Origin of the sequence: Pseudomonas sp. PDM24 (genome assembly GCF_019218905.1) — a bacterium.
Taxonomy (GTDB): Bacteria; Pseudomonadota; Gammaproteobacteria; order Pseudomonadales; family Pseudomonadaceae; genus Aquipseudomonas.
This window is the reverse complement of the sequence record NZ_JAHUWR010000002.1, coordinates 95485-115500: the sequence shown is the minus strand read 5'-3', so window position 1 is coordinate 115500 and position 20016 is coordinate 95485. Positions and strand designations below refer to the sequence as shown.

Annotated in this window: 17 protein-coding genes; 6 read left to right on the top strand and 11 right to left on the bottom strand. The window is 59.5% G+C overall.

All coding sequences use genetic code 11. The annotated features are described in order from the left end of the window. Positions 1-3 precede the first annotated feature (3 nt). The gene (locus tag KW837_RS08395; protein ID WP_192344839.1) at positions 4-630 is read left to right on the top strand and encodes a DUF2780 domain-containing protein; all 627 of its coding nucleotides are present in this window, start codon (positions 4-6) and stop codon (positions 628-630) included. A 1-nt stretch (position 631) separates the two neighbouring features. On the opposite strand, the gene KW837_RS08390 is transcribed toward KW837_RS08395, so the two are convergent. Next, positions 632-1516, bottom strand: a complete 885-nt coding sequence (locus KW837_RS08390) for an acyltransferase (protein WP_218395227.1) — start codon at positions 1514-1516, stop codon at positions 632-634. A 312-nt stretch (positions 1517-1828) separates the two neighbouring features. Here KW837_RS08390 and KW837_RS08385 point away from each other — a divergent pair, with 312 nt between their 5' ends. From KW837_RS08385 to creC, 3 genes are read left to right on the top strand one after another with little or no spacing between them, the layout of a single operon-like run. After that, complete coding sequence (locus KW837_RS08385) at positions 1829-2335, top strand: ATP-dependent zinc protease (RefSeq protein WP_007904116.1); 507 nt, start codon at positions 1829-1831, stop codon at positions 2333-2335. 59 nt (positions 2336-2394) lie between these two features. Then, positions 2395-3075, top strand: a complete 681-nt coding sequence (gene creB, locus KW837_RS08380) for a two-component system response regulator CreB (protein ID WP_218395226.1) — start codon at positions 2395-2397, stop codon at positions 3073-3075. Next, positions 3075-4508, top strand: coding sequence for a two-component system sensor histidine kinase CreC (creC, locus tag KW837_RS08375; protein WP_218395225.1), 1434 nt, complete (start codon positions 3075-3077; stop codon positions 4506-4508). The genes creB and creC overlap by 1 nt, the downstream gene beginning before the upstream one ends. A 1-nt stretch (position 4509) precedes the next feature. On the opposite strand, the gene KW837_RS08370 is transcribed toward creC, so the two are convergent. Then, positions 4510-5520, bottom strand: a complete 1011-nt coding sequence (locus KW837_RS08370; RefSeq protein ID WP_218395224.1) for an acyltransferase — start codon at positions 5518-5520, stop codon at positions 4510-4512. Between the two features lie 236 nt (positions 5521-5756). On the opposite strand from KW837_RS08370, the gene creD reads away from it, so the two are divergent. Further along, positions 5757-7127, top strand: coding sequence for a cell envelope integrity protein CreD (gene creD, locus KW837_RS08365; protein ID WP_218395223.1), 1371 nt, complete (start codon positions 5757-5759; stop codon positions 7125-7127). Positions 7128-7307: 180 nt separating this feature from the next. Here the strand turns inward: creD and KW837_RS08360 are convergent, their stop codons facing one another. From KW837_RS08360 to KW837_RS08325, 8 genes are all read right to left on the bottom strand, one after another. Further along, positions 7308-7937, bottom strand: coding sequence for a glutathione S-transferase (locus KW837_RS08360; RefSeq protein ID WP_218395222.1), 630 nt, complete (start codon positions 7935-7937; stop codon positions 7308-7310). A gap of 170 nt (positions 7938-8107) precedes the next feature. Then, positions 8108-8287 (bottom strand): hypothetical protein, encoded by a 180-nt coding sequence (locus tag KW837_RS08355; RefSeq protein WP_218395221.1) that lies wholly within the window; start codon positions 8285-8287, stop codon positions 8108-8110. After that, positions 8284-9414: a PepSY domain-containing protein gene (locus KW837_RS08350; protein WP_218395220.1), complete on the bottom strand. Its 1131-nt coding sequence runs from the start codon at positions 9412-9414 to the stop codon at positions 8284-8286. The genes KW837_RS08355 and KW837_RS08350 overlap by 4 nt, the downstream gene beginning before the upstream one ends. A gap of 72 nt (positions 9415-9486) precedes the next feature. Then, a complete protein-coding gene (locus KW837_RS08345; protein ID WP_218395219.1) occupies positions 9487-11916 on the bottom strand; it encodes a TonB-dependent siderophore receptor in 2430 nt (809 codons plus the stop codon). 257 nt (positions 11917-12173) lie between these two features. Then, positions 12174-13145 carry a FecR domain-containing protein gene (locus KW837_RS08340; RefSeq protein WP_218395218.1) on the bottom strand — a complete coding sequence of 324 codons (972 nt, stop codon included), beginning with the start codon at positions 13143-13145 and terminating at the stop codon, positions 12174-12176. Next, the gene (locus KW837_RS08335) at positions 13142-13660 is read right to left on the bottom strand and encodes an RNA polymerase sigma factor (protein ID WP_218395217.1); all 519 of its coding nucleotides are present in this window, start codon (positions 13658-13660) and stop codon (positions 13142-13144) included. Before KW837_RS08335 ends, KW837_RS08340 begins: the two co-directional genes overlap by 4 nt. Positions 13661-13908: 248 nt before the next feature. Then, on the bottom strand, positions 13909-14616 hold the full coding sequence (locus tag KW837_RS08330; RefSeq protein WP_063342325.1) for a PolC-type DNA polymerase III: 708 nt from the start codon (positions 14614-14616) through the stop codon (positions 13909-13911). Next, positions 14613-16553, bottom strand: coding sequence for a putative nucleotidyltransferase substrate binding domain-containing protein (locus KW837_RS08325; protein ID WP_218395216.1), 1941 nt, complete (start codon positions 16551-16553; stop codon positions 14613-14615). Before KW837_RS08325 ends, KW837_RS08330 begins: the two co-directional genes overlap by 4 nt. Positions 16554-16818: 265 nt before the next feature. Here KW837_RS08325 and KW837_RS08320 point away from each other — a divergent pair, with 265 nt between their 5' ends. After that, positions 16819-17265, top strand: a complete 447-nt coding sequence (locus KW837_RS08320) for a response regulator (RefSeq protein WP_007904163.1) — start codon at positions 16819-16821, stop codon at positions 17263-17265. A gap of 234 nt (positions 17266-17499) precedes the next feature. Here KW837_RS08320 and KW837_RS08315 read toward each other — a convergent pair whose 3' ends face one another. Beyond that, on the bottom strand, positions 17500-19677 hold the full coding sequence (locus KW837_RS08315; protein ID WP_218395215.1) for a malate synthase G: 2178 nt from the start codon (positions 19675-19677) through the stop codon (positions 17500-17502). Positions 19678-20016: the final 339 nt, after the last annotated feature.

Genomic DNA, 20016 nt, shown 5'->3' with positions numbered 1-20016 from the left:
TGGATGAACGTTTCACGCGGTTTTGCGCTGGCATCGCTCATGGCTGTTGCTTCGTTGACGACGCTGGCCGCCAGCCCGGCCTTTGCACAGTTCAGCCTCAGCGATGCGGCCAATGCGGTTACGGCGATGCAGGGTAACGAGGACGATGAGAGCGGCGAGAGCGACGAGAGCGAAGACGCCGTGGCAGCGCTCCCCAAGGCTGCCGGTTTGCTCACTACCCTGGGGTCTCAGCTCAACGTCACGGCAGAACAGGCCGTGGGTGGTGCCGGTGCGATGCTGGGGCTGGCCAGGAACCAACTCAGCGGCCAGGACTTCACCGAGCTGAGCAAAAATGTGCCGGGCCTCGATCAGATCGCCGGCAACAGCGCTCTCAGTGGCTTGAGCGGATTGGGTGGGCTGCTCGGCGGTGGTGTCGACAAGAACCCTTTGCTCAATGGTTTGCTGGGTAACGTCAAGGACACCAAGGACCTGAACAACGCGTTCAGTGCCCTGGGCATGGACACCGGCATGATCGGCCTGTTTGCCCCGGTGATTCTGCAATACCTCGGTCAGCAAGGCGTCGCCGGTTCGCTGCTGCAAAATCTTGGCGGGATCTGGGGCACTGGCACCGGCACCGGCATAGGTAGCTGAGTCAGCCCTCGGCGCGTAGCGCCTTGATGCGCCGGTCCTTCTCGATCCAGAGCTGGTTGACCCAGTTCTGGACGTGTTCGCGAAACACCGGATCGTTTTCGTAATCGCCTTGCCACAGCGCCGGGTCCAGTTCACGTGTCTGGATGTCGATGATGATCCTGGGCACGTTGCCGCTGATCAAATCCCAGAACCCAGGGATCTTCTGCTGCGGGTACACCACCGTCACATCGAGAACGGCATCCAGCTGTTCACCCATCGCCGCCAGCACAAAAGCCACGCCGCCAGCCTTGGGCTTGAGCAGGTGGGTGAACGGTGACTGCTGCTGGGCGCTTTTCGCCGAGGTGTAGCGGGTGCCTTCCAGATAATTGACCACCGTCACTGGCTGACGCTTGTACAGCTCGCAGGCCTCTTTGGTGATCTCCAGGTCCTTGCCGGCCAGCTCCGGGTTCTTTGCCAGAAACGCCTTGGTGTAGCGCTTCATGAACGGATAGTCCAACGCCCACCAGGCCAGGCCCAGGAACGGCACCCAGATCAGTTCTTTCTTGAGGAAGAATTTGAAGAACGGCGTGCGCCGGTTAAGTGTCTGGATCAGCGCCGGGATGTCGACCCAGGACTGATGATTGCCAATCACCAGATACGACGTGTCGCGGCGCAAATCATCGCCGCCGCGGATGTCCCATTGGGTGGGAATGCACAGTCGGAAGATCAGTTTGTCGATTTCGGCCCAGGTTTCGGCAATCCACATCACCGTCCAGGAGGCGTAATCGCGAAAGCGCCCGGGCAAGAGCAGTTTCAGCAGGGCGAACACCATCAAAGGCCCAAACAGCACCAGGGTGTTAAGCAACAGCAGCAGGGTAACGAAACAGCCGGTGAGCAGGCGGCGCATAAGTCACTCTTGAAAGCGTGTGGGCGCGCCATGATAAGCAGCTTCAGGCGACAGGCCAAATCGGTGGTGACGAATGTTTCACGTTTGCGGCGGTATGCTTGAGTGAATTTGAATGGGTCAGGTTGTTGTATTGATTGATCTGGCCTCTTCGCGGGCAAGCCTCGCTCCTACAGAGTTCCTGTCATATGCAATTTCGCGAACGACACATTTCTGTAGGAGCGAGGCTTGCCCGCGAAGCGATTTCAAGAACGAACGAATTCAAAGGCCGGGGTTCTAAAATCCCGCTGCCCACTCTTCAAGGAAGCCCCCTACGTGAAATCTCTCCTTGCACTGCTTTCCCTCGTGGCCCTGCCGGTCCTGGCCGCTGAACCGACCCTATACGGGCGTTACGAATACATCGCGCTGCCGGAAATCGGTGGCGAAGTCCTCAAGGCCAAAATGGACACCGGCGCCCTGACCGCGTCGCTGTCGGCCAAAGACATCGAAACCTTCACCCGTGATGGCGACGAATGGGTGCGTTTCCGCCTCGCCACCAAAGGCGCGAGCAACAAGGTCTACGAACACAAGGTCGCGCGGATCAGCAAGATCAAGACTCGCTCCGAAGAAGACGACGATGACAAAGAAGCGATCGAACCCACCAAACGGCCAGTGGTTGATCTGGAACTGTGCCTGGGCAATGTCAAGCGCACCGTCGAAGTCAACCTCACCGACCGCAGCAGCTTCAATTACCCGCTGTTGATCGGCGCCAAAGCACTGCGTGAATTCGGTGCGGCGGTGAACCCGGCACGGCGTTTCACGGCAGACAAACCCGACTGCTGATTGACGGCGAATCAGCCTTGGGGCACCGTTCGCCCACTTAACTAGTGGGCTCGGACGCCATGCCTCATATCCTGATTGTCGAAGACGAAGCGGCGATTGCCGACACCCTGATTTTCGCCTTGCAGGGCGAGGGCTTTACCACCACGTGGTTGAACCTTGGCGCGGCGGCACTCGAGCATCAGCGCGCCACGCCGGCCGACCTGATCATCCTCGATATCGGCCTGCCGGACATCAGCGGCTTCGAGACGTGCAAGCAATTGCGGCGTTTCAGCGAAGTGCCGGTGATGTTCCTCAGCGCCCGTGATGCAGAGATCGACCGCGTGGTGGGTCTGGAGATCGGCGCCGACGACTACGTGGTCAAACCGTTCAGCCCCCGGGAAGTGGCGGCGCGGGTCCGGGCGATTCTCAAGCGCATGGCGCCACGACCGGTGGCGGAGGCGGCGTCAGCGCTGTTTCGCATCGACAGCGAACGGGTGCAGATCAGCTATCGCAACCAGCCGCTGAGCCTGACTCGCCATGAGTTTCGTTTGCTGCAATGCCTGCTGGAACAACCCGAGCGAGTCTTCAGCCGCGAGCAATTGCTCGATGCGTTGGGTGTGGCCGCCGATGCGGGCTATGAGCGCAGCATCGACAGCCACATCAAAAGCGTGCGCGCCAAGTTGCGCCAGGTGAAGGCCGACGCCGAGCCGATCCAGACTCACCGCGGCCTCGGTTACAGCTACAGCCCGGGGCACAGCTGATGCCATTGGGAATCCGGATTTTTCTGGTTTATGTGCTGTTCATCGGCCTGACCGGCTACTTCGTGCTCAACACGGTGATGGAAGAAATCCGCCCCGGCGTGCGCCAATCCACCGAAGAAACCCTAGTGGACACCGCGAACCTGATGGCCGAGATCCTGCGGGACGACTTCAAGGCCGGCACCCTCAGCCAGAACCGCTGGCCCGAGTTGCTCAAGGCTTACGGTGAACGGCAACCGAAGGCGAAAATCTGGGGCATGCCGAAGAATCAAGTCAACCACCGTATTTACGTGACCGATGCCAAGGGCATCGTGGTGCTCGATTCCAGTGGCATCGCGGTGGGCCAGGACTACTCGCGCTGGAACGACGTCTACCTGACCCTGCGCGGCGAGTACGGCGCACGTTCGACGCGCAGCAACCCGGATGATTCGAATTCGTCGGTGATGCATGTCGGGGCACCGATTCGCGACAACGGCCAGATCATCGGCGTGGTGACGGTGGCCAAGCCCAATAGCTCGCTGCAGCCTTACGTTGATCGCACCGAGCGGCGATTGCTGATTTATGGCGCCGGGCTGATTGGCCTTGGTTTGCTGTTCGGTGCGCTGTTGTCGTGGTGGCTGAGCGCGGCGCTGCGGCGGTTGACGGCGTATGCCCAGGCCGTCAGCGAAGGCCGGCGGGTCGAGGTGCCGCATTATCGTGGCGGCGAGCTGGAACAACTGGCCACGGCGGTGGAGCAGATGCGCACCCAGCTTGAGGGCAAAGCCTACGTCGAGCGTTATGTACACACCCTGACCCATGAATTGAAAAGCCCGCTGGCGGCGATCCGTGGTGCGGCGGAGTTGCTGCAAGGCCAGATGCCGCTGGCTCAGCAGCAGCGTTTCGTCAGCAACATCGACAGCGAAAGTGCGCGCATGCAGCAGTTGATCGAACGACTGTTGAACCTGGCGCAGGTGGAACAGCGCCAAGGGCTGGAAGAGCGGGTGGCCGTGCCGTTGGCGGGTTTGGTCGATGAGCTATTGAGCGCGCAGGCTGCGCGAATCGAAGGCAAGCAGTTGCGTGTGGAGCAAACCATTGCAGCGGATCTGACCGTGACCGGTGAGCCATTCCTGTTGCGTCAGGCGCTGGGAAATCTGCTGGAGAACGCTCTGGATTTCACCCCGGCTCGTGGCTTGCTGCGATTCAGTGCCGCAAAGATCGGTGAGCAAATCGAATTCAAGTTTTTTAACCAGGCCGAGGCGATTCCTGACTATGCATTGCCGCGCTTGAGCGAGCGCTTCTACTCACTGCCGCGTCCGGACAGTGGGCGCAAAAGTACAGGGTTGGGGCTTAACTTCGTTGAAGAGGTGGTCAAACTGCACAGCGGCCAACTGTGGGTAGGCAACGTTACTGGCGGTGTAGAGGCCAAGTTGCATTTGCCTGAGGCGACTCGTCATTGACTCAAGGAGCTACCCAGCCAGGCACTGATTTTCGGGCCTTTTTTCTATGCACGAACTTGAGTGCCGGCTGCTCGATGAACAACCATGAAAGTGTCGCCAGGCCGATGACAATAAAAGTCGTGACAACAATGGACGGTAAAAAGGCCAGTGGGGTTTTATGGATGACCAGTTGTTGTACGGGAAAGGCATACAGATAGATGCCATAGGAGATATCAAACCGGCCCCTGATGGTTTTATCTACGTACAACAGGCCCAGGCTGATGGTTGCCAGACTAACCCCTAGAGTGGCGGTGACCCACACCGACGAAGTCCCCAAGGAAACTACTATCAGTAGGATGGAGGCGGCCAATACGATTGCTTTTGTGCGAGGGCTTTTGAAGTGATGTCGATGAAAGGCGATCAATGATCCCGAGAAAAACGCTATGCCCGCGGCGCAGTAGGCCAGAAATTTCTGCGCCAGTGCGCCCGTGATGTAGTTGCTCAGGACAAAGGTTGCGAGGCCAAACAGCAGTAACAAAGCCAGAGGCATCAAGGCGCTGCGATACAAGGTCAGTACCACCGCCAGCAGAATGTAAAAAACGAACTCGATCTTTAACGTCCACAGGCTTCCGTTAAAGGATTCGCTGAAGATGAAGTCGCTGGTTACTTCATCAATGGAGGCACGTCCAAAAGCTGAAATGCGCAGAAAGTCGACCAAAGCCTCTTTTCCCAAAACATAGTCGCTGGCAAAGAACGCTCCGGCCACGTAGGTCATCAAAAATGAGCAAGCGATAAGCGCCGGAAAGATTCGAGCGACACGCTTTGCCAAGTAGTCTTGAAAGCTAGCGGCGTTCAAATAACTGAGGGTGATCAACAGCCCGGAAATAGCGAAGAAGCAAATGACCGCTATACCGCCCAACGAGTTGTAACCAGTTATCCCCGGCTCGCTCATGCCCGACAGCACAAAGTGATGGCTGACCAGGACCATGAGGGCAGCGAGGTGTCTGATCAGGTCAAATGAGTTGTTTCGCAAAGAGGCGCTCCTTGTCTGGCCTCCTCTATATCAAACAAAGGGGCGAAAATCTGAACTGTAGCTGGCAGTAAAAAGTATCCGGAATGGGTGCAGATACCCGCAGGGGGCCTGAAGGTAGCGCAGTGTGCCAAGACCCAAAAGGCTTTTACAGGTATTTACACACAATCCCCACAGATCCTCCACGAACCCCCCACACAACTGACCCAGACTTTCCCCATCCAAACAGGGAGAGTCCCATGAACCGTAGCCTGACCCTAAAACTGGGGGCGATTGCCCTTTTGATTCTGTTGCTGCTGATCCCGCTACTGATGATCAACGGCGTGATCCAGGAGCGCCAGCAACTGCGCGACGGTGTGCTCGAAGACATCGCCCGCAGTTCCAGTTACAGCCAGCAACTGAGCGGCCCGCTGATGGTGGTGCCCTATCGCAAAACGGTGCGCACCTGGAAAACCAACGAAAAAACCAATCAGCGTTACCAGGACGTTCGCGAGGAACGCGGCCGTTTGTATTTCCTGCCGGAGCGCTTCGAACTGGACGGCCAGGTCCAGACCGAACTGCGTGCTCGGGGTATTTACGAGGCGCGGCTGTTCCACGCCGATAACCGCATCAGCGGGCATTTCTCAGTCCCGGCACAACTGGGCATCAAAGAGGACTTCGCCGATTACCGCTTCGATCAACCGTTCCTGGCCGTCGGCATCAGCGACATTCGCGGCATCGAGAATGCGCTGAAGCTCGAACTCAATGGCCAGAGCCTGGATTTTGTACCGGGTAGCCAGGTGGGCTGGTTGGGCGAGGGTGTGCATGTGACGCTACCAGCGCTGGATACCCGGCAGGCCACGGAACTGGCCTTCGGTTTCGACTTGCGCCTGCAAGGCACCGGCCAGTTGCAGGTTCTCCCGGTGGGCAAGACCAGCAAGGTTTCACTGGCCGCCAACTGGCCTCATCCCAGCTTCATCGGCAACTACCTGCCGGCCCAGCGTGAAATCACCGATCAGGGTTTCACCGCCCATTGGCAAACCTCGTTTTTCTCCACCAACCTGCAAGAGGCCTTGAGCAGCTGTGTGTCTGGCGGCCAGTGCGAGGCGTTCAGTGGTCGCAGCTTCGGCGTGAGTTTCATCGACCCGGTGGACCAGTACTTGAAAAGCGACCGGGCAATCAAATACGCGTTACTGTTCATCGTCCTGACCTTCGCCGGTTTCTTCCTCTTCGAAGTGCTGAAAAGCCTGGCGGTCCACCCGGTGCAATACGCGCTGGTGGGCGTGGCGCTGGCGTTCTTCTACCTGTTGCTGCTGTCGCTGTCCGAACACATCGGCTTTGCCCTGGCGTATCTGCTGTCGGCGAGTGGTTGTGTGGTGTTGATCGGGTTCTATGTCTGCCATGTGCTGCGCAGTGTGCGTCACGGCTTGAGTTTTTCGGCGGGATTGGCGGCGTTGTATGGCTTGCTCTATGGCTTGCTGAGTGCCGAGGATTACGCGTTGTTGATGGGCTCGTTGCTGTTGTTCGGGCTGCTGGGCGTGTTCATGGTGCTGACCCGCAAGCTGGACTGGTACGGGATCGGGCAGAAACCGGCCAAGCCGCTGGCGTTTGATATTGGAGCCGTGGAATGAGCCGGTCGTTGGGGTTGCGTGAGGATCAGCGGGTGGGCGAGGTGTTGGCGACGCGGATTGCCGGGTTGTTTCCGTTGGATTGCGGTGGTTCCTTCGCGGGCAAGCCTCGCTCCTACGGATCACTTGGACCTGTAGGAGCGAGGCTTGCCCGCGAAGACGGCAGACCAGTCACCGCGAGTTTCAGACCTTCGGCATCGTCGCAATCATCGAAGGCCGCTGACTCACCTCAAAATACCACTCTGCCAGCTTCGGATTCTCTTTGCGCCATTCCAGATCCGGATGGCGCAGATCCAGGTAACCCAAGGCACAGGCCACACTGATCGCCGCGACATCGAAATGGCTGGTCAGCTCGGCAATCGCGTCGGCTTCCAGCAGGGCCAGGGCGCGACGAATCTTGTCGCGCTGACCGTCAAGCCATTCGTCCCAGTGTTTTTCCGGCGCGCGCAGGGCTACTTCATAGCGAATCATCACCGCGGCATCCATGATCCCGTCTGCCAGCGAAGCCAGGGTCAGACGCCGCCAGCGTGCCGAGCCTTCACGAGGAATCAGCGGATTGCCGACGTGCTGATGATCGAGATAGTCGAGGATCACCCGGCTGTCGTACAACACATTGCCGTCGGCCAGGCGCAGGGCCGGAATCTTGCCTAGCGGGTTGTCTTCGTTGAGGGCCAGATCCGGGCTGACCGGCGTGAGCTGGCTGGCTTGCAGCGCCACGCGGTTCGTTTGCCCGGTTTCATGCAGCAGCACCATGACTTTGCGGACGAAGGGCGACGCGGGGTTGTGGAACAAGGTCATGCTGGGAACGGACATGGTGACGATCTCGATCGTGGGCAGTGTCGGCAGCATAGCGCGTTGACCCGATAGCTCAAGATGGCTTTAACCCTTGTAGGAGCGAGGCTTGCCCGCGAAAGCGGAGTGCCAGTCGGCATCAGTGTTGAATGACACTCCGCTTTCGCGGGCAAGCCTCGCTCCTACAGTTTTTAGCGGTGTTGCAGAAATCCGCGCAAGGCGAGGACGGTGGGGATGCCCAGCCCGAGCCAGCTCAATGCATCCCACACGCCATCGCCCAACAACGCGGCAAACAGCCCCGCGGCGCTGAGCAGGGCAATGACGGTGGGCGTGGCGAAGACCTTCCAGAAGTTCGACTGTCTCGGTCTCATGTCGGGCACTGCGCATTCTCGAGCACAGTTTTCGTGACCTTGCGCCGCACCACCCACAAATAAACCCCACTGCCGAGCACAATGATGGTCAGCACATCGAGGGTCGCCCAGAGGATTTTCATCGGCATGCCGCCGTAATCACCGAAGTGCAGCGGCTGCGACATGCCCATGGCGTCCATGTACCAAGGCCGTTCAGCCACGGCGGTGACTTGCAGGGTGCTGGCGTCGATCAACACCGGTGTCAGCAGGTGCGAGGTCAGGTGAGTGCTGCCTTTCATGAACACGGCGTAATGGTGTTCGCTGGAAAATCGCGTGCCGGGGAAGGCGATGAAGTCGGGCTGCATGTCCGGCGCGACATCTTTGGCGATGTCGAGTAAGCGAGTCGCAGGCGCCAATTGAGTCAGCGGTGGCGCATCGCGATAGGGTGCAACCATCGCGCTCAGGCTGTCGTTGCGCCACGCGGCGATCAACAAGTCGGCGCAGGCGCTGATCACGCCAGTCACGCCGACCACCAAGGCCCAGGTCAGCGTCACCACGCCGATCAGGTTATGCAGATCGAGCCAACGCAGGCGGGTGGATTTGTCGTGGCGCACGGTGGCGAACTTCAAACGCCGCATGAACGGCAGGTACAGCACCGTCCCGGAGACAATCGCCAGCACAAACAGCATCCCCATGAACGCCAGCAGCAACTTGCCCGGCAGGCCGGCGAACATGTCCACGTGCAGGCGCAGCATGACCATCATCAGCCCGCCATTGGCCGAGGGCATTTCCAATGCTTCGCCGGTGCGAGCGTCGAGCATGAAGGTGTGGGACGCGTTCGGCTCGGTGCCGGCGGTGGGCGCCATGATGGCGATCACGCCGTTGGGGTCTTCATCGTCGTAGCCGAAATACTGCACGACGTCGCCAGGACGATGCTTTTCAGCCGCTTGCACCAACTGCTGCAAATTCAGCTGCGGGGTATCGGCCGGCATGGATTTCAACTCGGCGGCATCGCCCAGCAGATGGTCGATCTCGTGGTGGAAGATCAACGGCAGGCCGGTGAGGGCCAACATCAACAGGAATACCGTGCAGATCAGGCTGGTCCAGGTGTGAACGAATGACCAGCGGCGGATGGTTTTGCTTTTCATTTCATGGCCTTCAGAAAGACCAAAGCCGTCCTCGAAGGACGGCCTGGTCGTGGCGCGTGTCAGTTCAGGCGATTACCACTTGTACGTAGCACTGGCGACGACACTGCGTTGGTCGCCGTAGTAGCAGTAGAAGCTGTCGCAAGTGGAGATGTAGTCCTTGTCGAACAGGTTGGTGGCATTCAATGCCAGTGACGCACCTTTCAGACTGTTATCCAGACGGCCCAAGTCGTAATGAACCGCCGCATCGAACACCGTGTAGGCATCAGCCTTGCCCAGCCAGGTGTTGCCCTGGTCGCCATAAGTATTGCCGGTGTAGCGTGCGCCGGCACCGATGCCGAAACCATCCAGCACACCGTTGTGCCAGGTGTAATCGGCCCACAGCGAGGCTTGCTGGTTAGGCATCAGTTGCAGGCGATTGCCCTTGAAGTCACCCTTTTGTACTTCGGACTTGGCCAGGGTGTAGGCGGCGATGACTTTCAGGTTGTCGGTGACGTCGGAAACGGCTTCCAGCTCCAGGCCTTTGACCTTCACTTCGCCGGTCTGGCTGGTAATCGAGACATTGTCCGCGTTGGTCGTGGTGACGGAGACGTTTTTCTGGGTCAGGTTATAGACCGCGGCCGTCAGCAGGGTGTTGCTGCCCGGCGGTTGGTACTTGATACCCAGTTCCCACTGTTTGCCTTCAGTCGGCTTGAACGACTCGGTCGGCGATGCCGTGGCTTTGCTGGTCGGCTGGAACGACTCGGCGTAGGACAGGTAGGGCACGAAGCCCGAGTCGAACACATAGCTGATCGCTGCGTTGCCGCTGAATTTCTTGTCCCGTTCGGTGTTGGTGGCATCACCCTTGTTGAAGAATTTGGTGCCCGTGTGGACCCAGTCCTCACGACCACCGAGGGTCAGACGCCATTGGTCGAGGGCCATTTGGTCCTGGACATACAAACCGGTCTGGTAGGTCTTCTGGTCATAGTCATAGAACGCCGTCGAGCGTGACGGGCGAACGATTGGCTGGCCATAGATCGGGTTGTTGACGTTGGTGGTCAGACCGTCACCGAAGATCGAGGTGTAGTTGGTATTGGTGCGCTGGTGATCGAGGCCGATCAACAGGGTGTGACGGATGTCGCCGGTCGCGAAGTCGCCCTGGAAGTTGTTGTCCACGGCGAACTGGCTGATGTCCTCGTCGACACTGGTGCTAGAGCGGCCAACGTTGCCCTCGGCATCGACCTGGGTGAACGGGTAGGCGCCCGGCGTGAGAGCCTGGAAGGACAGGTCCGACTTGGTGTAACGCAGGTTCTGCTTGAACTGCCAGACATCATTCAAGCGATGTTCAAAGGCGTAACCCAGTGCGTAATAGGTGCGGTCGTAGAATTCCCAGTCCGGGTCGCCGAGGTTTTTGTGATGGGAAATCTTGCCGAGTGGCGAATGGATCTTGGTGCCTTGCACAGGCAGAAACTGGCTGGTGATGCCGGTATCGTCTCGGGTGAATTGCGTCAGCAGGGTGAATTTGGTGTCTTCGTCGATGTTCCAGGTCAGGCTCGGCGCGATGTTGTAGCGCTTGTTGTCGACGTGGTCGATCTGCGTGCCGCTGTCGCGTACCACACCGCTCAAACCATAGAGGAACTGGCCTTCGTCATCGATCTTGCCGGTGCTGGCGAAGTTAATCTGGCGATGATTGTCGCTGCCGTATTGCACCTGGATTTCATTGCTCGACTCGGCGCTGGGACGGCGGCTGACCATGTCCAGCAAACCGCCCGGCGGGGTTTGGCCGTAAACCGAAGAGGCCGGCCCGCGCAACAGGGCGAGTCGCTCAAGGTTCCAGGTTTCCTGTTTCGGATTGGCGTACACGCCTTTTGGCAATGGCAGGCCATCGAGGAATTGCGTCGGTTCGAAACCGCGCACGAGCAACCAGTCGGCGCGGGTGTCACTGCCGAAGCTGCTGGCGACGATGCCAGGCATGTAGCGCACAGCGTCATCGAGGTTTTGCACACCGCGATCTTCCATTTGCTGGCGGGTAGCGACGGATATCGAACGCGGCGCTTCGACGAGCGCGGTGTCGGTCTTGGTGCCAGCAGCGGTGCGCGTGGCCACGTAACCTTCGACCGGGCTCCAGGCCGTTTCCGCATTTTCCAGGCCAATGACGTCGGTTTCCGGCAAGGCCATTACGCCCTCGGGTACGGCCACCAGGCTGTAGGTGCCGGCGCTGCTCTGTTCCAGTTGCAGGCCGGTGCCGCGCAGGGCTTCACGCAGGGCGCCGGTGGCGTCGAACTGGCCCTTCACAGGCGCCGAGGTCTTGCCCGCCGCCAGCGACGGATTCAACGACAGCGCCAGACCGGCCTGGCTGGCGATCTGGTTCAGGGTGCTGGCCAAAGGCGCAGCGGGCAGGTTGTAGGCGCGAACACTGGACGCCTGTTCGGCGGCCATCAGTGGACCGCTGGCCAAAGGGGCGCAAAGGGCAATGGCGACCGCCAGCAAACGGGGGCGCAACACGGTGTCTAGCGAACGGGACATACAGCGGCTCCTGAATGGAAATATTTCTCAATTGCCTAGGTGCCGGACGAGAATTCAAAAGTGATAGGGCGAGATGAAAATAATTTCGATTCAGCCATTTCTAATGTGGGGAGGGGGACTTGCCCTAATGCCAGCCAGTTATGCGCAATCCATGTGGGAGCGGGCTTGCTCGCGAAGAGGGCGTGTCAGTCGACATTAATGTTGCCTGGGACACCGCTTTCGCGAGCAAGCCCGCTCCCACAGGATCTGCGCTGAATTCAGGGCTTGGCGTCAGCCTTCGCCACCGTCACCCACCACGGCGTGTGCTGTTCGATCTGCACCGGCAGGGTCGGTAAAAGTGCACTCAGCGCCTTGTCGGTATCGTTCAGCGGGAAGCTGCCGGTGATGCGCAGGTCGGCGACCTCTGGCGTGACGCCAAGATGCCCGCGACGATAGCGAGCGAGTTCCTGGACCAGATCCTCCAGCCGCGCGTTGTCCACCACCAGCATGCCGCGGGTCCAGGCATCGGCGCCGAGGTTGAGGGCGATGATGGCGCCCAGGCCATTGCTGCGCATCAGCACTTGCTGGCCTTCGCGCAGGATCTGTTCCTCGGGGCTCGATTCGGGATGAGCGGCGACCGCTGATGTCAATACGCTCAGGCGCGTGCCTTCATCTTCACGCTTGACCAGGAACCGTGTCCCCAGTGCTCGCATGCTGCCTTCGCGAGTTTCGACAATAAACGGCCGGGCATCGCCATGGCCGGTTTCGACGAGGATTTCCCCTTCCTGAAGGACGATCAGCCGCTGCTTCTCATCGAAGCGCACATCCACTGCGCTGTGGGTGTTGAGGTTGATCTGCGTGCCGTCGCTCAGGCGCAGGGTGCGCTGCTCGCCGGTAGCGGTGCGCTGGTCGGCCAGCCAATAGTCGATGGGCAGATAACGATCACCGGCGAACAGCGCCAGGCCGATCACCGCGACGACGCTGGCCAGGCCGCTGCCAAGCTTGCGCACCCGGCGCCGGATGCTCTCACGCGATTGCAGCAGGGCAGTGCGGGCCGGGCCGTTGGCGACGCTGAAACGCTGGTCGAGCATGCCCAACTGACGCCAGGCCCGAGCATGTTCTTCGTGGGCGGCGTGCCATTTGGCGAACGCTTCGCGCTCGACCGCGTTGCCGGAATCCAGCGACAGTTGCCAGGCAATCGCGGCATCCAGCACCTGCGCCGAGACGGGTTTGGAGCTGACTGGGCTCATACCGGCTCACCGTACAACGCGATGTAGCACTGGCGAATGCCCTGGGCCAGGTACTGACGAACCCGCGGCACCGACACCCCCAGACGCTCGGCGATTTCTGCGTGGCTGAGACCATCGAGACGGTTATAGAGAAACGCCGCCCGGGCCTTGCTCGAGAGCTTGCCCAGCAGGTGATCGATGGCTTTGAGGTCTTCGAGGATCAGTTGCTGCTCTTCTATCGACGGTTGTTCGCCTTCGGGGATCAGCATCAATTCGGTGAGGTAGGCCTGTTCCAGTGCGGCACGGCGGAAATAGTCGAACAGCAGGCCTTTGGCGATCGCCACCAGAAATGCCCGAGGTTCGCGAGGCGCCTTCAGTTCGTCACGGCCCAGCAAGCGCACGAAAGTGTCCTGGCTCAGGTCTTCGGCCCGTTGCGGGCAGGCCACGTTGCGCCGTAGCCAGGCTAATAGCCAGCCGCGATGGTCGCGATACAACGCACCAACGAGCTCACTCTGGGGGCTTTGGACTGACGACACGCAACATCACCGAAGGGGAAGTGTTAAGTAACGAGAATTGTTCGCGATTGTGGCAGAGGCGGGGGAGGTAAGCAATTGGTGCTGGTCGGGTGGTTTTGGCGGGGGGTATTCAGGTTGACCGTGTCATCGTTCTTCGCGGGCAAGCCTCGCTCCTACGGGTTTTGTGTCGTTCATGAAATTGGTGAACGACACAAAACCCGTAGGAGCGAGGCTTGCCCGCGAAGGCGCCAGAACAGGCGCCATAAAACCTAAAAAGACGGAGCCTGTCGCCGCCGCTTCCACTGACTCAGTCGCTGCTGCAAATTCAACGGGCTATGAATCTGCTGCTGTCGCGCCCGGCTGAACAGAATCAGCACCAGCTCCGCTGTCGCCAAGGCATCGGCACTGGCGTTATGCCGCTCGAAAACCTCCAGCTTGAACCAGTCGATCCACTCGTCCAGCCCGGCCTCGCGAATGTGTGCCTGTGGACAAAGCAGCGGCGCGATGTCGGCCACGTCCAGAAACGGATGCTGCAACTTGTAGCCCAGATGTTCTTTCAGCGCGCGCCCCAGCATGTGCTGGTCGAACGGCGCATGAAACGCCAGCACCGGACTGTCGCCGACGAACTCCATGAATTCGAGCAAGGCCTGCGCGGGATCACTGCCGGCGGCAATGGCGCTCGGGCCCAGACCGTGAATCAACACGCTGGGGCCGAGTTTGAGTTCGGTGCATTGCAGCGTGCGTTCAAACTGCTGGCTGAAATCGATCGCCCCGTCCTCGATCACCACCGCGCCGATGGACAACAGTCGATCTTTATTCAGGTTCAGCCCGGTGGTTTCCAGGTCGAGTACTACCCAGCGTTGTTCGCGCAGGCTGCAATCGCCCAGCTCGGCCACGGCAGGCAAGCGCTCCAGACGTTGTTGCAGTTCGCCGGGCAAAATGGGGCTGACCGGGCGCAGCCATGAAAACAGGCTCATAACTGATACCGCAGGGTCAGGCTGCTTTGCAGGCGTTGGGCCTGGCGCAGGGATTCACGCAGGATGCGTCGGTCCAGATGATTGAGGCTGTCGGGATCGACGCGGTTGGAGTAGGGAAAATTCTCCCGGGTCTGCAGCTGATGTTGCTGCATGCGGGTTTGCTGGATGAAGTGATACGCCTCTTCATACGCCGCGCCGTCCAGCCGTTCAATGACCTCTTTGTCCACCAACTGGCGAAAACGCTCCAGGGTGTTGTTGGCGTCGATGCCGTGGGCCAGGGCCAGCACTCGCGCACCGTCGACGAAGGGAGTCAGGCCCTGGAGCTTCAGGTCGAGGGTGGCTTTCTCGCCATTCTTGCGAGCCAGCACGAATTCGCGGAAACGGCCCACGGGCGGACGGTTGCGCAGGGCGTTTTCGGCCATCATCCGCTGGAACAAGCGGTTGTCGCCGACCTGATCGAGAATGCCTTGGCGCAGTTGCTCGCAGCCTCGCTCGTCGCCCCAGACCACGCGCAGGTCGAAATAGATGCTCGAACCCAGCAGGTTTTCCGGCGTCGCCTCGCGGATAAACGCCGCAAAACGTCGCGCCCATTCGGCCCGGGACAAACACAGCTCGGGGTTGCCGGCCATGATGTTGCCTTTGCACAGAGTGAAGCCGCACAGCGCCAGGTTCTGATTGATCTGCTGGGCGATGGGCAGCAACTTGCCGCGAATCTCGGCGGCGTGGGCCGCGTCGCGGGCCTCGAACAGAATGCCGTTGTCCTGATCGGTGTGCAGCGTCTGCTCGCGGCGGCCTTCGCTGCCGAAACATAACCAACTGAACGGCACGCCGGGGTCACCTTTCTCGGCGAGCACCAGTTCGATTACCCGGCACACGGTGTGGTCGTTGAGCAGGGTGATGATGTGGGTGATCTGGGTCGAAGACGCGCCATGGGCCAGCATCCGCTCCACCAATTGGCCGATCTCGCCGCGCATCGCCACCAGGTTTTCCAGCTTCTGGGCACTGCGAATAGTCCGCGCCAGATGCACCAGATCGACCCGCTGCAGGGAAAACAGGTCACGTTCCGAGACCACGCCGCACAGGCGCTGATCCTTGACCAGGCAGACGTGGGCGATGTGCCGTTCGGTCATGGCAATCGCGGAATCGAAGGCGCTGTGGTCCGGCGTCAGGTAAAACGGCGCCCGGGTCATGTGTCCTTCGATGGCTTCATTGAAGTCGCTGGTGCCGTTGGCCACCACATGTCGCAAGTCGCGCAGGGTGAAAATGCCCAGCGGCGCCTTTTGCTCATCAACCACCACAATGCTGCCGACTTGTTGATTGTGCATCAGCGTTACGGCTTCACGCAGCGCAGTGCTAGGACTGCAAGTCACCGGGTGACGCATGGCCAGTTCACCCAGTCGGGTATTGAGCGAGTACTGGGTGCCGAGGGTTTCCACGGCTTTCTGCTGGACTTGCTGGTTGACCTGATCCAGCAAACTGCTGACTCCGCGTAGGGCAAAGTCGCGAAACGGGCTGGAAAGTGCGAACAGTTTGATGAACGCCAGCTTATTCAGCTGTAGGCAAAAGGTATCTTCGGCCGCCAGATGTTCGGTGCGAGTCGCCCGTTCCCCCAGTAGCGCGGCGAGGGGAAAACACTCGCCGGTGGTGATTTCGAAGGTAGTTTCCGTCCCGCCCTTGGCCGTGTGCGGGCGTTCGCCCACGACCCGGCCCTGTTTGACGATGTAGAAATGCTCAACCGGGCCATCGGCAGGTTTGATGATGCTTTCGCCGGGGGCATAAAAACGCAGCTGACATTGCTCGACCAGATAGGCCAAGTGGGCGTTTTCCATCTGATTGAACGGCGGGAAGCGCTGTAGGAATTGCAAAGTGCCCTGGATGTTCTGCAACACCGCGGTTTTCCCTGCCTGGGTGAAGGCGTCCGCTTTACTCATAACCATTACCGCAGTCTTTTTCTGATTGTTGTGTCGGATCGTTGTGTCAGATCGTTACAGGCATGGTCGGCCCCTACGGGCAGGGTGCCCATTGGACGTAAGTCTAGGTAGGCAGTGCTACGGTCGGAATATGGGAAATGTCTGACACAACTGTGGGAAAAACCTCCTACATTGTCTATTGGAAAAGTTTCCGACGAAGTGCACATTGAAGTCTGCTGAGCGATGTCTGACACACTGTGTCAGGGATCGAATCGAAAACGTTGAGAAAGCCATGTCCGACCACGATATTTTGAGTGATGCCGAGCGCGAAGCGCTCAGTGCCGTCATGCTGGAACCAGACTTGCCGCCGCAGCGGGTGTTGATCGTCGATGACGATAAGGACTCCAGGGAATTGCTGTCGGAAATTCTGGGGCTGGACGGCATTCACTGCATGATGGCGGCCAGTGGCGAAACGGCGCTCAAATTGCTGGAGACGAAGTCATCAATCGGGCTGGTGATTACCGACCTGCGGATGGGACATGTCGACGGCCTGGAGCTGATCCGTCAGGTGCGGGAATCGGCGCGTGCGGCGTTGCCGATCATCATCGTCTCCGGCGACGCCGACGTGAAGGATGCGATCGAAGCCATGCACTTGCACGTAGTGGACTTTCTGCTCAAGCCCATCGATAGCGGCAAACTGCTTGAATTGGTCAAGCATGAGTTGGGGATGGATGTGTAGCGGCTTTTTTTGTGGGCGAGGGGGCTTGCCTGTGGCGAGGGAGCTTGCTCCCGCTGGGTTGCGAAGCAGCCCCAAAACCAGCAATCCCAATGTACCTGGTACACCGCATACACAGGATTTACGACTGCTGCGCAGTCGAGCGGGAGCAAGCTCCCTCGCCACAGGGGACCGCGGCGTAAAAAAAAGCCCTGATCTTTCGATCAGGGCTTTTTCATGTCCAGCGTCAGCGTTTACTCAAAGGCCATTGGCAGCCTTGAATTCGCGACGACGACGGTGCAGAACCGGCTCGGTGTAGCCGTTCGGCTGTTTGGTGCCTTCCACCACCAATTCGACCGCCGCCTGGAAGGCGATATTGCTGTCGAAATTCGGTGCCAACGGACGGTACAGCGGGTCGTTGGCGTTTTGACGGTCAACCACCGGCGCCATGCGCTTGAGGCTTTCCATCACTTGATCTTCAGTGACGATGCCGTGGCGCAGCCAGTTGGCGATGTGCTGACTGGAAATACGCAGCGTCGCACGGTCTTCCATCAGGCCGACGTCATTGATGTCCGGCACTTTCGAGCAGCCGACGCCCTGGTCGATCCAGCGCACCACGTAACCGAGAATGCCCTGGGCGTTGTTGTCCAGTTCGTTCTTGATCTGCTCCGCGGTCCAGTCTGGGTTGACGGCCAGCGGGATGGTCAGGATGTCGTCCACCGAAGCGCGTGCGCGTTTGGCCAGTTCGGCCTGACGGGCGAATACATCGACCTTGTGGTAGTGCAGCGCATGCAGTGCAGCAGCGGTCGGAGATGGAACCCAGGCAGTGTTGGCACCGGCCAGCGGGTGAGCGATTTTCTGTTCGAGCATTGCTGCCATCAGGTCCGGCATGGCCCACATGCCTTTACCGATCTGGGCGCGACCTTGCAGGCCGGTGCTCAGGCCGATGTCGACGTTCCAGTTCTCGTAGGCGCTGATCCACTTCTCGGCCTTCATGTCGGCCTTGCGCACCATCGGGCCGGCTTCCATGGAGGTATGGATTTCGTCACCCGTACGGTCGAGGAAGCCAGTGTTGATGAACACCACGCGTTCGCTGGCAGCCTTGATGCAGGCCTTGAGGTTAACCGTGGTGCGGCGCTCCTCATCCATGATCCCGACTTTGAGGGTGTTGCGCGGCAAGCCCAGCACGTCTTCGATGCGACCGAACAGCTCGTTGGTGAACGCCGCTTCTTCCGGGCCGTGCATCTTCGGTTTCACGATATAGACCGAGCCGGTGCGGCTGTTCTTGCGCGAGCTGTTGCCGTTGAGGCTATGAATCGCCGCGAGGCAAGTCACCAGACCGTCGAGAATACCTTCCGGTACTTCATTGCCATCTTTATCGAGGATCGCGTCGATGGTCATCAGGTGACCAACGTTGCGCACGAACAACAGCGAGCGACCGTGCAGGCTCAGTTCTTTGCCATCGACACCGGTGTAGGTGCGATCGGCGTTCATGGTACGGGTAAAGGTCTGTCCACCCTTGGCGACTTCTTCCGACAGATCGCCCTTCATCAAGCCGAGCCAGTTGCGGTAGATCACCACTTTGTCATCGGCATCGACCGCGGCGACCGAGTCTTCGCAGTCCATGATGGTGGTCAGCGCGGCTTCCATCAGGATGTCTTTGACGCCGGCCGCATCGGTCTGGCCGACGGGGGTGCTGGCGTCGATCTGGATTTCGAAGTGCAGGCCGTTGTTTTTCAACAGGATCGCAGTTGGAGCCGCTGTATCGCCGTGGAAACCGATCAGTTGCGCATCGTCGCGCAGGCCGGTGTTGCTGCCGCCTTTGAGGGCGACCACCAGTTTGCCGTCAATGATCTTGTAGCCTGTGGAATCGACGTGGGAGCCGGCAGCCAGTGGCGCGGCTTCGTCGAGGAAGGCGCGGGCGAAGGCGATGACCTTGTCGCCGCGAACCTTGTTGTAGCCTTTGCCTTTTTCCGCGCCGTCCGCTTCGCTGATGGCGTCGGTGCCATAGAGCGCGTCATACAGCGAACCCCAGCGGGCATTCGAGGCGTTGAGCGCGAAGCGCGCGTTCATCACCGGCACCACCAGCTGTGGACCGGCCATGCGGGCGATTTCGTCATCGACGTTTTGCGTCGTTGCCTGGAAATCAGCCGCTTCTGGCAGCAGATAACCGATGTCTTGCAGGAAGGCTTTGTAGGCCACCGCATCGTGCGCAACACCTGCACGAGCCTGGTGCCAGGCATCGATACGTGCCTGGAAATCATCGCGTTTGGCGAGTAGGGCTTTGTTCTTCGGCGCCAGGTCATGGATGACCTTGTCGGCACCGGCCCAGAACGTGTCGGCGGTGAGGCCGGTACCGGGAATGGCTTCGTTGTTCACGAAGTCGAACAGGACTTTGGCGACCTGCAGGCCACCGACTTGAACGTGTTCAGTCATTGCTTGCCTCACTCTGCTCAGCTATTTCGCTTTTCAGCTCTTCAATTTTAACAATGAAGCCTCTGGCCATTTAAACCACAAACCCTTCTACCAGTACATGCCATTGCTGGCGGCTGGGTTCGATCCGATCAACGGCTTTACGGCCTTGCTGACAGGGCTTTCAGGGGTTGCGACGGACCTGCGGCAGACATCGATCCAGCGTTATGTAGTGCGCGCTGCGGCATACTACATGATGAATTGCGGTTGTGAAAATTAGACTAATTACGTCGTTCTGCGACCCCATGACGCATTGCGGTCATGGCGAGAAACGGGATGTTCTCAAAAAACTATTGGATTGTT

Coding starts and splice junctions, on each gene's coding strand:
- KW837_RS08395 (WP_192344839.1), top strand. CDS start 4: ATGAACGTTTCACGCGGTTTTGCGCTGGCATCGCTCATGGCTGTTGCT.
- KW837_RS08390 (WP_218395227.1), bottom strand. CDS start 1,516: ATGCGCCGCCTGCTCACCGGCTGTTTCGTTACCCTGCTGCTGTTGCTT.
- creB (WP_218395226.1), top strand. CDS start 2,395: ATGCCTCATATCCTGATTGTCGAAGACGAAGCGGCGATTGCCGACACC.
- creC (WP_218395225.1), top strand. CDS start 3,075: ATGCCATTGGGAATCCGGATTTTTCTGGTTTATGTGCTGTTCATCGGC.
- creD (WP_218395223.1), top strand. CDS start 5,757: ATGAACCGTAGCCTGACCCTAAAACTGGGGGCGATTGCCCTTTTGATT.
- KW837_RS08360 (WP_218395222.1), bottom strand. CDS start 7,937: ATGTCCGTTCCCAGCATGACCTTGTTCCACAACCCCGCGTCGCCCTTC.
- KW837_RS08355 (WP_218395221.1), bottom strand. CDS start 8,287: ATGAGACCGAGACAGTCGAACTTCTGGAAGGTCTTCGCCACGCCCACC.
- KW837_RS08350 (WP_218395220.1), bottom strand. CDS start 9,414: ATGAAAAGCAAAACCATCCGCCGCTGGTCATTCGTTCACACCTGGACC.
- KW837_RS08345 (WP_218395219.1), bottom strand. CDS start 11,916: ATGTCCCGTTCGCTAGACACCGTGTTGCGCCCCCGTTTGCTGGCGGTC.
- KW837_RS08340 (WP_218395218.1), bottom strand. CDS start 13,145: ATGAGCCCAGTCAGCTCCAAACCCGTCTCGGCGCAGGTGCTGGATGCC.
- KW837_RS08330 (WP_063342325.1), bottom strand. CDS start 14,616: ATGAGCCTGTTTTCATGGCTGCGCCCGGTCAGCCCCATTTTGCCCGGC.
- KW837_RS08325 (WP_218395216.1), bottom strand. CDS start 16,553: ATGGTTATGAGTAAAGCGGACGCCTTCACCCAGGCAGGGAAAACCGCG.
- KW837_RS08320 (WP_007904163.1), top strand. CDS start 16,819: ATGTCCGACCACGATATTTTGAGTGATGCCGAGCGCGAAGCGCTCAGT.
- KW837_RS08315 (WP_218395215.1), bottom strand. CDS start 19,677: ATGACTGAACACGTTCAAGTCGGTGGCCTGCAGGTCGCCAAAGTCCTG.